The 11525-nt window shown below is 72.0% G+C and carries 13 protein-coding genes and 2 pseudogenes; 9 read left to right on the top strand and 6 right to left on the bottom strand.

All coding sequences use genetic code 11. From position 1 onward, the window contains the following. From ABD331_RS60355 to ABD331_RS60345, 3 genes and pseudogenes are all read left to right on the top strand, one after another. Positions 1-215: pseudogene (locus ABD331_RS60355) on the top strand (sugar ABC transporter permease); the annotation flags it as partial. Beyond that, the gene (locus ABD331_RS60350) at positions 212-1039 is read left to right on the top strand and encodes a carbohydrate ABC transporter permease (RefSeq protein WP_344496593.1); all 828 of its coding nucleotides are present in this window, start codon (positions 212-214) and stop codon (positions 1037-1039) included. The pseudogene ABD331_RS60355 and the gene ABD331_RS60350, both read left to right, overlap by 4 nt. Continuing rightward, positions 1023-1790: an alpha/beta hydrolase family protein gene (locus tag ABD331_RS60345; protein WP_344496590.1), complete on the top strand. Its 768-nt coding sequence runs from the start codon at positions 1023-1025 to the stop codon at positions 1788-1790. Before ABD331_RS60350 ends, ABD331_RS60345 begins: the two co-directional genes overlap by 17 nt. A gap of 12 nt (positions 1791-1802) precedes the next feature. Here the strand turns inward: ABD331_RS60345 and ABD331_RS60340 are convergent, their stop codons facing one another. Both ABD331_RS60340 and ABD331_RS60335 read right to left on the bottom strand, forming a co-directional pair. Then, the gene (locus ABD331_RS60340; RefSeq protein WP_344496588.1) at positions 1803-2216 is read right to left on the bottom strand and encodes a VOC family protein; all 414 of its coding nucleotides are present in this window, start codon (positions 2214-2216) and stop codon (positions 1803-1805) included. Beyond that, a complete protein-coding gene (locus tag ABD331_RS60335) occupies positions 2213-3070 on the bottom strand; it encodes a sigma-70 family RNA polymerase sigma factor (RefSeq protein ID WP_344496586.1) in 858 nt (285 codons plus the stop codon). Before ABD331_RS60335 ends, ABD331_RS60340 begins: the two co-directional genes overlap by 4 nt. A gap of 104 nt (positions 3071-3174) precedes the next feature. Between ABD331_RS60335 and ABD331_RS60330 the strand changes: the two genes are divergently transcribed. After that, a complete protein-coding gene (locus ABD331_RS60330) occupies positions 3175-3588 on the top strand; it encodes a VOC family protein (protein ID WP_344496584.1) in 414 nt (137 codons plus the stop codon). A gap of 107 nt (positions 3589-3695) precedes the next feature. On the opposite strand, the gene ABD331_RS60325 is transcribed toward ABD331_RS60330, so the two are convergent. Next, entirely contained in the window at positions 3696-4352 is a 657-nt protein-coding gene (locus tag ABD331_RS60325; RefSeq protein WP_344496582.1) for a helix-turn-helix domain-containing protein, read from the bottom strand. Between the two features lie 153 nt (positions 4353-4505). On the opposite strand from ABD331_RS60325, the gene ABD331_RS60320 reads away from it, so the two are divergent. Beyond that, a complete protein-coding gene (locus ABD331_RS60320) occupies positions 4506-5348 on the top strand; it encodes a universal stress protein (protein WP_344496580.1) in 843 nt (280 codons plus the stop codon). A 210-nt stretch (positions 5349-5558) separates the two neighbouring features. Here the strand turns inward: ABD331_RS60320 and ABD331_RS60315 are convergent, their stop codons facing one another. Then, positions 5559-6155 (bottom strand): TetR/AcrR family transcriptional regulator, encoded by a 597-nt coding sequence (locus tag ABD331_RS60315; RefSeq protein WP_344496578.1) that lies wholly within the window; start codon positions 6153-6155, stop codon positions 5559-5561. Between the two features lie 99 nt (positions 6156-6254). On the opposite strand from ABD331_RS60315, the gene ABD331_RS60310 reads away from it, so the two are divergent. The 3 genes from ABD331_RS60310 to ABD331_RS60300 all read left to right on the top strand — a co-directional run bounded on the left by ABD331_RS60310 (position 6255) and on the right by ABD331_RS60300 (position 9081). Continuing rightward, positions 6255-7304, top strand: coding sequence for an oxidoreductase (locus tag ABD331_RS60310; RefSeq protein WP_344496576.1), 1050 nt, complete (start codon positions 6255-6257; stop codon positions 7302-7304). 43 nt (positions 7305-7347) lie between these two features. Next, positions 7348-8325 (top strand): LLM class flavin-dependent oxidoreductase, encoded by a 978-nt coding sequence (locus ABD331_RS60305; protein WP_344496574.1) that lies wholly within the window; start codon positions 7348-7350, stop codon positions 8323-8325. A 66-nt stretch (positions 8326-8391) separates the two neighbouring features. Then, positions 8392-9081 carry a DUF899 domain-containing protein gene (locus tag ABD331_RS60300; protein ID WP_344496572.1) on the top strand — a complete coding sequence of 230 codons (690 nt, stop codon included), beginning with the start codon at positions 8392-8394 and terminating at the stop codon, positions 9079-9081. A gap of 100 nt (positions 9082-9181) precedes the next feature. Here ABD331_RS60300 and ABD331_RS60295 read toward each other — a convergent pair whose 3' ends face one another. Then, positions 9182-10324 (bottom strand): aromatic ring-hydroxylating oxygenase subunit alpha, encoded by a 1143-nt coding sequence (locus ABD331_RS60295; protein ID WP_344496570.1) that lies wholly within the window; start codon positions 10322-10324, stop codon positions 9182-9184. Beyond that, positions 10321-10962, bottom strand: coding sequence for a response regulator transcription factor (locus ABD331_RS60290; RefSeq protein WP_344496568.1), 642 nt, complete (start codon positions 10960-10962; stop codon positions 10321-10323). Before ABD331_RS60290 ends, ABD331_RS60295 begins: the two co-directional genes overlap by 4 nt. A gap of 188 nt (positions 10963-11150) precedes the next feature. On the opposite strand from ABD331_RS60290, the pseudogene ABD331_RS60285 reads away from it, so the two are divergent. Beyond that, a pseudogene (locus ABD331_RS60285) lies at positions 11151-11525 on the top strand (histidine kinase); the annotation flags it as partial.

Below are 11525 nucleotides of genomic sequence, written 5' to 3'. Positions count from 1 at the left end.
TCATCGGCGGCCTGCGCTCCTTCGACCTGATCTGGACGATGACGCGCGGCGGCCCCGGCTTCACCAGCGACACCATCGCCTCGATCATCTACAAGCAGTACCAGGCCGGCTTCTTCGGCCTGTCCACGGCGGGCAACGTGCTGCTCTTCCTCGTCGTCACCGCCATCGTCGTCCCGCTCAACCACTACCTCGGCAGGAGGCAGGTCGCCGCATGAGAACGCTCAAGAGGCTCGGCGCCGAGACGATCGTGCTGCTCCTGGCCGTCGCGATCTTCCTGGTGCCGTTCTCGTTCATGCTGCTGACCGCCGTCAAGGACCGGGCGCAAGCGGCCGACCTGGACTTCGCCTGGCCGACGAGCTGGCCGATCGTGCAGAACCTTATCGCCGTCGTCGAGGCGCGCGACTACGTGCTGCTGCGCGCGTTCGTCAACAGCACGATCCTCACCGTCGCCTCCGTCGCGCTCATCGTGATCTTCGCCGCGATGGCCGCGTTCGTGCTGCAACGCCGGGCCGGGAAGATCGGCTCGCTGGCCAACTTCCTCGTCCTGGCCGGGCTGATCATCCCGCCCGCGATCGTGCCGACGATCTGGCTGCTGCAGGCGATCGGCCTGTTCAAGACGCTGCCGGGGCTGATCCTGGTGGAGGTGGCCTTCGGGCTGTCGTACGCGGTGCTGCTGTTCCGCGCGTTCATCGCGGCCGTGCCGCGCGAGCTGGACGAGGCCGCGCAGATCGACGGGTGCGGCGGCCTGCGGCTGTTCTTCCGGGTGATCTTCCCGCTGCTGCGGCCGGTCACCATCACCGTCATCCTCACCACGTCGGTGGCCGTCTTCAACGACTTCGTCAACCCGCTCTACTTCACCCCGGGCGACGACAACGCCACCGTCCAGGTGACCCTCTACAACTTTCAGAGCCAGTACAGCACCCAGTGGAACCTGCTGTTCATGGACATCGTGCTGATCACGATCCCGCCGCTGCTGCTGTTCGTCTTCTTCAACCGCAAGATCGTCGCAGGGATGACCGCCGGTGCCGTCAAAGGATGACCTGTTCGAGCACGAGGGACTGAAGCTGCGTGCCACGCTGCACGTCCCCGCAGGTGAGGGGCGGTGGCCCACGGTGGTGTTCGTGCACGGCTTCGCCAACAACCGCATGGAGAACCGCTCGTTCGTGCTGATGTCGCGGCTGCTGGAGAGCCACGGCATCGCGTCCGTGCGGTTCGACCTGTCCGGGCACGGCGAGAGCGACGGCGACTTCTCCGGCGTCACCATCACCGGCGAGATCGCCGAGACCCGCTCAGTCGTCCAGGCCGTGCGCGGCCTGGACTTCGCGGACCCCGGCCGGATCGGCCTGGCCGGGATGAGCATGGGCGGGGTCGTCGCCGGCATCGTGGCCGCCGAGGAGCCCGGCGTCCGCGCCGCCTGCCTGTGGTCACCGGCCGCCGTCGCGCCCTTCGAGGTGGGCGCCGGCCGCCTGAAGGGCCGCGACATCGCGGCCGAGATCAGGCGGCAGGGCTACTTCGACGCCGACGGCCACCGGATGAGCCCCGCCCTGGTGCGCGACATCGCCGGCCTCGACGTGTACGGGCGCTCCCGGCCGTTCACCGGGCCGGTGCGCATCATCCACGGCGACCGCGACGACATCGCGCCCCTCTCCTACGCCCGCCGCTACCTCGACCACTACGGCGGCAACGCGGAGCTGGAGGTCGTCGAGGGCGCCGACCACGGCTGGTCCACCGTGCCGCACCGCGCCCGGCTGCACGCGTCCACGCTGCGCTTCTTCCTGGAGCGGCTGTAGCGGCCCGGCGCGTCACCCCGTGAAGCGCACGACGTTGCCGGACGGGTCGAGGAAGGCGCAGTCGCGGACGCCGCCTGGCCGGCTGATCGGCTCCTGCAGCACCTCCGCGCCCGCCGCCTCGACCCGCTGGAACGTGGCGTCGCAGTCGTCCGTCGTGAAGACGAGGCGGCCCATCAGCCCCTTGCCCATCAGGCTCTCGATCGCCCGCCGGTCGGCCGGGGTGAGATCCGGGTCCGCGGCGGGCGAGGTGAGGAAGATCCGCACGTCCGGCTGCCCCGGAGGGGAGACGCTCGTCAGCGGCGGCCCCTCCGGCGCGGAGTCCTGGCGCACCTCGAAGCCGAGCACGTCACGGTAGAAACCGAGCGCCTCGCCGAGGTCGTGGACGGGCAGGGTGCAGGACGAGAGCTTGAACTGCGTACCGGTCAAAGCCGTTCCTTGGTGGTGGCGAGATAGACGATGTCGAGGTCGCGGAGGCGGCCGGGGTCGGTGTCGATGGCGATGCGGGTGATCCGCCCGCCGCTGACGGTGAACGAGAAGACGGCCCTGGCCCGGCCGCGATGCAGCCACACGGCCGCGGGAACGCCGTCCACCAGGGCGAGCCTGGCGGCCTTGGCGGCGCCGGAGAAGAAGGCCGCCACCGCCTGGCCGCCGCGCATCTCGCCCACCACCACGTCCGGGTCGAGCACTTCGAGCAGCGCGGCGAAGTCCCCGTCGCGCGAGGCGGACAGGAAGGCCGCCACGATGTCGCGCTTGGCCGAACGCGCCGCGCCCGAGGCGCCCGCCGCCCCCTGCACGCGGCGCCTGGCCCGGCTCGCGAGCTGCCTGGCCGCGGTGGGGGAGCGGTCGATGACCGTGCCGATCTCCGCGAACGACACGGCGAACACGTCGTGCAGGACGAACGCGAGCCGTTCCGCCGGCGTCAGCGTGTCCAGCACCACCATCAGCGCGACCCCCACCGAGTCGGCCAGCAGCGCCTCATCCTCCGGGCCCGCGCGCCGGGCGTCCTGCGGGACGTCCGGTTCCGGCGGCAGCGCCCCGGCCGCGTCCTCACGCCGGTTGCGGCGCGCCTCCAGCATGTTCAGGCAGACGCGGGCGACGACCGTCGTCAGCCACCCCGCCGGGTTCTCCACCTGGCCGGTGTCGGCGCGGCTGACCCGCAGCCACGCCTCCTGCACCGCGTCCTCGGCCTCGCCGGGTGAGCCGAGCATCCGGTACGCCACCGCGTGCAAGCGGTCCTGATGCTCGGCGAACCGCAGGCTCACCCAATCGTGCTCGACCATCTGTCACGTTCCTCCGTTTCGCCGGTCATACAGATTGACCGGCGAAATCGCATCAATGTGACCTCCGGGCCGGGCTCGGAAGATCATATACAAGGAGACGGAACATGAAAGCGCATGTCAGCTCGATCCTGCTCGGCGTCCGCGACATGGACAGGGCCAAGCGGTTCTACACGGAGGGGCTCGGCTGGAAGGTCAAGAACGACTGGGGCATCTCGGTGTTCTTCGAGTCGGACGGGGCCTCGCCCGTCGGCTTCTACCGGCGTGACGGGCTGGCCGAGCAGGTGGGCACGAGTGCGGAGGGCAGCGGGTTCAGCGGGCTCGTCCTGACGTACGTCGTGCGCAGCCAGGAGCGGGTGGACGAGGTCATGGCGGAGGCCGAGAAGGCGGGCGCCACGGTGCTCAAGCCCGCCGACGCCCTGCCGTGGGGCGGGTACGGCGGCACGTTCGCCGACCCGGACGGCTACATCTGGAGCCTCGGGTACAGCGACCAGGGCGCCGACCAGCCGTACGCCGAGTAGCAGGCACATGTTCGGCGCCGGTGCGGAAACGCGCCGGCGCCGGGCGAGGCGGCCCTTCTGCGTGACGGACCCGAGTCTCCGGGCGCGGCGGGTTGGTGCGGGGGCGTTCAGAGGCCGTGGATGCGCCGCCCCGTGATCTGCTGCGGGATGACCCGCACGTACAGGTGGCGCTCGCCGCCCGCCCACGGCGTGACCCCGGCGTCCGACACCTTGGCCACCTCCTCGTCCGGCACGTGATGCGCGGCCCCCCGGATGAGGACGCTCCACCCCGCCCGCCGCACCTCGTCGATCCGATCCACCTGGAAGGCGATCCCGATGTCCACCCCTTCCAGGCCGCTGCGCAGATCCTCGTCCATGGCGCCGCCTCGGGCCGTGCGGAAGACGACGTCGCCGTCGTGCAGGCGGTAGTTGACGGGCAGCACCGTCGGCCCGTGCGAGCCGCTGAACGCCACCCGCCCGATCCCGCCGGGCCCCACCAGCCGCAGGCACTCCTCCGTCTCCAGCACCTCCAGGACCGGCTCGTCCGCCGCCGCCCCCTGACCAGGCGGGCGGTCGTGGCCGCCGCCCAGCAGGTCCCGCGGCGTGGTCTCCAGCGCCGTGGCCAGCCGGGTCACCGTCCCGCCGTCGGGCGTGCCGAGGTGCGTCTCCAGGTGCTGGACGTATCCGGCCGACATGCCCGCACGATCGGCGACCTGTTCGAGGGTGAGGCCGAGCCGTTCGCGGTGATGATGAATGCGACGTCCGAAATCGCCGTTGCCCGTCATGGTGCCACCCTTCCGCCGAAGCTCACGAGAACGACACTACGCACGCGGCCCGGCGGCGGGCAGGGCCGTTGGACCTTCACGCCGGCGACGTCCGGCACTGTCCACGACGGGTACGGACATGATGCGATGAGAAACGACCAAGGAGGAGAAATCGTGATCATCGTGGGAGTGGACGGCTCTGTCGCGTCGCGAGCAGCCCTCGAATGGGCCGCGGGCGACGCCGTCCGCAGGGGCCTGCCGCTGCGGATCGTGCACGTCGTGGACACCTCGTGGTACCAGGTCGGCAAGCGCCCCGACGCCTTCCTGCCCGAAACGGTCCTGGACGCGGGACGGCAGGTGCTGCGGGACTTCGAGGCCCTCGCCCGCGAACGTCAACCCGGCGCCGAGGTCACCACCGAGCTGGTTCAGGGACAGCCCACCGAGACGCTGCGCGCGCAGGCCGAGAGCGCCGCCGAGCTGGTGGTCGGCAGCCGCGGGCTCGGCGGGTTCGCCGGCGCGCTGCTCGGCTCGGTCAGCATGCACCTGGCCGGGCACGTCCACTGCCCCGTCGTGGTGGTGCACGGCGAGCACCTGCCCGCCGCCGGGGAGGTCGTGGTGGGCGTGGACGACTCGCCGGAGTGCGAGGCCGCCCTGGCCTACGCCTACGAGCAGGCCGAGCTGCGCGGCGTGCCGCTCAGGGCCCTGCACGCCTGGCAGCTTCCCGTGCACGCCTACGCCCCCGAGGTCCCGTACGACCTCGACGAAGTGCGCGCCACCCGGCTCCAACTCGTCCGCGACCGGCTGAAGGACGCCGGCCGCGACCACCCGAAGGTCAGCGTGATCGAGGACGTCCAGTGCGCCCACCCGGTGGACGCGCTCACCGCGGCGGCCGAGCACGCCGACCTGCTGGTGGTGGGCTCGCACGGGCGCGGCGCCCTGGAGTCGGCGCTGCTCGGCTCCGTCAGCCGCAACGTCCTGCACCACGCCCGCTGCCCGGTGGCCGTGGTCCGCACCTGAGCGCCCGCTCCCGAACGCCTCAGAGTGACCCGCTTGCCGCCCGCCCAGCTCGTGAGGTCCTGCCTGAGCGCGCCGCGCAACGCCTTCACCGAGCTCATCGCGCGCCGGGCGCCGATCGCGGCGCTGCTGCCGCAGCCGTGCGTGGCGAGGGTGCTGCGCCTGAGGTCGCGGCGGAGCGCGGCGTCCGTCCCTCGGCGCCGGATCAGCGCTTCACCGCGCGGGGCCGCAGGCGCCGGCGCGGGCGGCGGCGAGTGTGACGTGGACGGCGCGGTCGGCGGTGGACTCGTCGACCGGGTCGGCGGTGACGAGCAGGCGCAGGTAGATCGGCGCGGCCAGCGTCTTCAGCACCTCGCCGGGATCGGTGTCGGCGGGCAGCTCCCCACGCCCGACGGCCCGCGTCACCACCGGTTCGGCCCGGACGAGCCGGTCGTCGAACACGTGCCGCCTGGCCGCCGCGGCCTCGGGCAGCCCGGTGAACATGGCGGCGAGCACGGCCTGCCCCGTGGGGCTGGTGTACGCCTGGACGAGCGAGCGCGCCAGGGCCCGCAGGTCGGTCTCGATCGAGCCGGTGTCGGGGACGGGGACGTCCGTCGCCATGTGCTCGGCCAGGGCGTCGGTGAGCAGGCTCTCCCGGTCCTTCCACCGCCGGTACACGGTCGTCTTGTGCACGCCGGCGCGCTGGGCGACGCTCTCGACGGTCAGCGCGGCGTACCCCTTGTCGACGAGCTCGGCGAGGGCGGCGGCGTGGACGGCGGCGCGCACCTTGGCGCCGCGCCCGACCGGCCGGGCCGGGGAGGAAGGCTGCATTGCAACTCCGAGTTGCGATATGGCGGAACCGGATGACAGGATCAGCGTATCGCAACTCGAAGTTGCGATACGTTTCCCGTTCTCCCCGAGGGGCACATCATGCGCAACCCCACCGCCTGGACCCCGCACGCCGTCCCCGACCAGACCGGCCGCGTCGCCGTGGTGACCGGCGCCAACAGCGGCATCGGCTACGTCACCGCCCGCGAGCTGGCCCGGCGCGGCGCCCACGTCGTCCTGGCCTGCCGCGACCCCGCACGCGGCCGGGCCGCCCTCACCCGCATGCGGGACGAGGTTCCCGGGGCGCGGCTCGAACTGCGCCAGGTGGACCTGGGCAGCCTCGCCTCGATCCGCGCGTTCGCCGCCGCCTGGGGGCACGACCGGCTCGACCTGCTGGTCAACAACGCGGGAGTGGCGATGGTGCCGTACGCCAGGACGGCCGACGGCTTCGAGTCGCAGTTCGGCGTCAACCATCTGGGCACGTTCGCGCTGACCGGCCTGCTGCTGCCGCGCCTGCTCGCCGCGCCCGATCCACGGGTGGTCACCGTCAGCAGCGAGGGGCAGCGATTCGCCCGGTTCGACCTGGGCAACCTCGACGCCGAGCGGGGGTATCGGGCGGTGTTCGCGTACGTGCAGTCGAAGCGGGCGAACCTGTACTTCGCCGTTGAGCTGCAGCGGCGCGCCGACGCGGCCGGGGTGAGGTTGCGCAGCATGGCCGTCGCGCCCGGCCTCACCCGGACCAACGTGCTCACCGGGGGTGCGAACAGCGGGAGGGGGCGGTTGTACGCGGGGCTCGTCCGGTTGCTGGTGCGGGTGGCGTTCCGGGCGGTCGAGGAGGGGGCGAAGACGTCCCTCTACGCGGCGACCGTGCCGGATCTGCCGGGCGGCAGTTACCTCGTGCCCGACGGCGTGCTGCAGTTGCGCGGTGAGCCGACTCGCCGTACGCGGGAGCGCGCCATCCGCGACGCCGCCACCGCCGCGAGCCTGTGGCGGCTCTCCGAAGAGCGCACGGGCGTCACTTACGCCTTTCCCGCCGTCCCGCCGAACGACGCCGAGGCGGACGCCGTCTCGGCGAATGACGCCGACGCCGACGCCGTCTCGGCGAATGACGCCGAGGCAGGCGCCGCCACGGCGGACCTCGCGCGGCCCTGAGCCCGGCCGCCGGTGCACCGATCGGCAGGTAGAGTCCAGAATTGTGGAGGTCTACCTGCTGATCCTCGGGGATCACCTGCCGGATCCACGTACCGGACGAGCGGCTTCCGAGCCGGACCGCGTCCGCGCCATCGTCGAGCAGGCCGTGGCGGCCGAACAGGCCGGCTTCACCGGCGTGGCCGTCGGCGAGCACCACTTCACCCGCTACATCATCTCCGCCCCTGAGCTGCTGCTCGCCACCATCGCGGCCCGCACCACGACGCTGCGCCTGTCCACCGGCGTCACCCTGCTGGCCCACCACGACCCGGTCCGCGTCGCCGAGGAGCTCGCCACCCTCGACGTGCTGTCCAACGGCCGGGCCGAGCTGATCGTGGCGCGCGGCGTGTCCAAGGAGACGGACGTCGCCTTCGGCATCACCCCCTCCGACCTGCGGCCACGCCTGCACGAGTACCTGCGCCTGCTGCTGAAGCTGCTGCAGGAGGAGGACGTCACCTGGCGCGGCACGTTCCGCAGCCCGCTGGAGAACGTGACGACGACGCCGCGCCCCGTTCAGCGGCCCCACCCGACGTTATGGGTGGGCAGCGGCTCGGCGGCGTCCGCCGACTTCGCCGCCGAGCTGGGCCTGCCGCTCATGCTGCCCAGCACCCTGCGCGACCCCGGCGTGTACGTGGACGTCGTCGCGGGCTACCGCCGTTACGGGCCAGGCCGGGTGGCGCTGCCCAGCCACGTGTTCGTCGCCGAGCGGGGCGCGCGGGAGCGGTGGCGGCCCTACCTGGAAGCGTACGCGTCGTTCGCCAGCCCGTGGCGCGGCGACGGGAAGGCGATCGACATCGACGCGCTGATGGAGGGCGCGGCGATCTGCGGCGACCCCAGCGAGGTCGCCGACCGGCTGAACGCGCAGCGCAAGCTGCTAGGCCTGGACGCGCACCTGGTGCTGATCGACATCGGCGGCCTGCCCCGCGACGAGGTGCTCACCGCGATCCGGCTGTTCGGCGAGAAGGTCATGCCCCAGCTCCGATGAGTTTCGCGGCCGGGCGGTGTCTACCCCTGTGGACCGTACGCCCCGAACGACCTCAAGTGAGGGATCATGACCACGAACGCACTCCCACCCGTCGCCGACGCCGAGACCTGGCAGCGCGAGCTCGACGCCCTGCGCGTCAGGGAGAAGGCCGCGACCCGCGAGCTGGACGCCATCGCCGCCCAGCGCCGCCGCCTGCCCATGGTGCGGATGCCGGACTACGTCCTGGAGGGCGAGAACGGCCCCGTCCGGCTGGCCGACGTCTTCGAGGGCAGGAGGCAGCTCATCGTCTACAACCACATGTGGTTCGAGGGCAAGGAATGGCAGTGCCCCGGCTGCACCGGCTACACCTCGCAGTTCACCCGGCTGGAGTTCCTGGACGACTACGACGCCCGGTTCGTCGTCGTCACCCAGGGCCCCATCGACGAGGCGCTCGCCTACAAGCGGCGCGTCGGGAACCGGATGACCTGGTACTCCACGGCGAACAGCCCGTTCGGCGCGGACGTCGGCGCGCCGCCCGCCGGGGGTTTCGCCGTCAACGTGTTCCTGCGCGACGGCGACACCGTGTACCGCACCTGGCACACCACCGGCCGGGGCACCGAGCAGCTCAGTCACACGTTCCCGCTGATCGACGTGCTGCCGTACGGGCGGCAGGAGGAGTGGCAGGACTCCCCGGACGGCTGGCCGCAGTCGCCCACCTACACCCGGTGGGCCTCCTCCAAGGACATCGCCGCCCTCTACGGCGAGGACCCCGCCTGATCGTCGGGCTCCATGGCCGTCATGACGAACCCGCGCATCGCCTCGTTCCCGGGGACGGCGGTGCGCGCCCCCGGGGCGGCCGGGCCACGACCGCGCAGGCTCACTCCGGCCGCAGCTCCCGCCGGTAGGCGTCCAGGACGAGGCCGTGGAAGTGGTGCACCGCGTGCTCCGACAGCCCGGACCCGCCGGGGTCGTAGACGATCTTCCCCTGGGTGAACGCCGGCGTGCGCATCCCGCGCTGGACGCTCTCCACCAGCGCGATGTCCTCCACCTGGAGGACCTCGTCGATGTAGCGGATGCTGTCCAGCTCCGCCTCGTCCGGCTCGGCGGTCTCGAGGTAGAAGTCCCACGTCTCGCGGGTGCGCTCCGGCCCGTCGGGGACGATCTGCAGCACCATGAAGTTGCCCCGGCCCGGGTAGCGCAGCAGGCAGGTGTTCGGCCACAGCCACCACACGGCGTGCTCGGTGACCGTCGCGCCGGACACGTCATAGGCGGTGTTGCCGGCCCGGCCCGCCTGCGCCATGTGGCTGGAGTAGATCCCGTACGTGGTGACCCGGTAGGTGCTCATGTCGACCAGGGACACGAAGTCCTTGTGCGCCACGTGGCAGTGGTAGCACTCCAGGAAGTTGTCGACGACGTTCTTCCAGTTGGAGGCGATGTCGTAGGTGAGCCGGCGGGCGAGGGTGAGCTTGGCGACGTCCGGCGCCCGCGCCGCGATCTCCGCCTCCAGGCCGCCCGCCTGCTCTCGCAGCGGCGCCGCCTCCGGGTCGAGGTTGACGTACACCATGCCGCCGAACTCGGCGACCTGGATCCGGTCCAGGCACACCTCCGAGGCGTCGAAGCCCGGCATGCCGCCGGTGTTGCGCGCCCGCCGCAGCCGGCCCGTCAGGTCGAAGTTCCACGCGTGGTACGGGCACACGATGCTGCGCCGCACCCCCGAGCCGGACAGCAGCTCGTGCGCCCGGTGCTTGCACACGTTGTAGAAGGCCCGCAGCGTGCCGGACTCGTCCCTGACGGCCACGATCGGCATCCCGGCCACCGTGCCCGTCACGTAGCCGCCCGGCTCCCTGAGCTGCTCCACGTGGCACAGCCACTGCCAGGTACGGGCGAAGATCGCCCGCTGGTCCACCTCGAACCAGCGCGGATCGGTGTAGGCGTCGGCGTGCAGGGACATCGACAGCGCCGGATCGGGGTCGTATCCGGCGCAGACGCGGGCGAGGGCGGCAGCCGGGTCGAGGGTCATGACTTGCGGTCCGCGCGCAGCCGGGCCGCCAGGGCCGCCGCCTGGGTACGGCGCTGCATGTCCAGCTTGGACAGCAGGTTCGAGACGTAGTTCTTGACCGTCTTCTCGGCCAGGAACATGCGCTCGCCGATCTGCCGGTTCGTCAGCCCCTCGCCGATGAGGTCGAGGATCTGCCGCTCCTGGTCGGTGAGCGCGGCGAGGGGGTCCTTCCTGGCGGCCTGGTCGCGCAGCCGCTGCAGCATGGCGGCGGTGGTCTGCGGGTCGAGCAGCGACTGGCCGGAGGCGACCGTGCGGACCGCGCCGACCAGGTCGGAGCCGTGGATCTGCTTGAGCACGTAACCGGCGGCGCCGGCCATCACCGCGTCGAACAGGGCGTCGTCGTCGGCGAACGAGGTCAGCATCAGGCACGCCAGCCCCGGCACGCGCGAGCGCACCTCCCGGCAGACGTCCACGCCGTTGCCGTCGGGCAGCCGCACGTCCAGCACCGCCACGTCGGGCATCAGCGCCGGGATGCGCGCGATCGCGGACTCCGCCGTGCCCGCCTCGCCGATCACCTCGATGTCGTCCTCGGAGTCCAGCAGGGCGGCCACACCGCGCCGCACCACTTCATGGTCATCGAGGAGGAACACACGAATCATGTCCATGACGCTACCGAAGCGGCGAACCAGCCGAAAGGACCAAAGTCCCCCAGGTCGGCGGGCGAAGGTCCTGGGACCCTGATCAGGGGCGGGCCGGAATTCACCCGGGCGGCGCGCGTGATCGCGCCTAGGCAAGCCGGTGGACCGATGCGAGACTGTTCGGCGTGGAGCCTGGGCAGAGCCCCTTGATGCCGCAGATGCGGCTCGACGAACTGCTGGCGGAGCTGCAGGTCCGGCTGAACGCCGTGCTGTCCACCCGCGACCGGGTGCACGCGCTGCTGGAGGCGGTCGTGTCGGTGGGCAGCGACCTCGACCTCCCGACGGTGCTGCGGCGCATCGTGGAGACCGCGACCACGCTGGTCGACGCCAGCTACGGCGCGCTGGGCGTGGTCGGGCAGGAGAGCACGCTGCTGCAGTTCATCCCGGTCGGCCTCACCGAGGAGGAGATCGCCAGGATCGAGCACTGGCCGCACGGGCTGGGCCTGCTCGGCCTGCTGATCAAGGACGCCCGGCCGCTGCGGCTGGGCCGCATCTCCGACCACCCCGAGTCCTACGGCTTCCCG

It is taken from the genome of Nonomuraea monospora (genome assembly GCF_039531895.1).
Lineage (GTDB): Bacteria > Actinomycetota > Actinomycetes > Streptosporangiales > Streptosporangiaceae > Nonomuraea > Nonomuraea monospora.
Note: the sequence above shows the minus strand (reverse complement) of the source record. Positions and strands in the feature narration are given on the sequence as shown.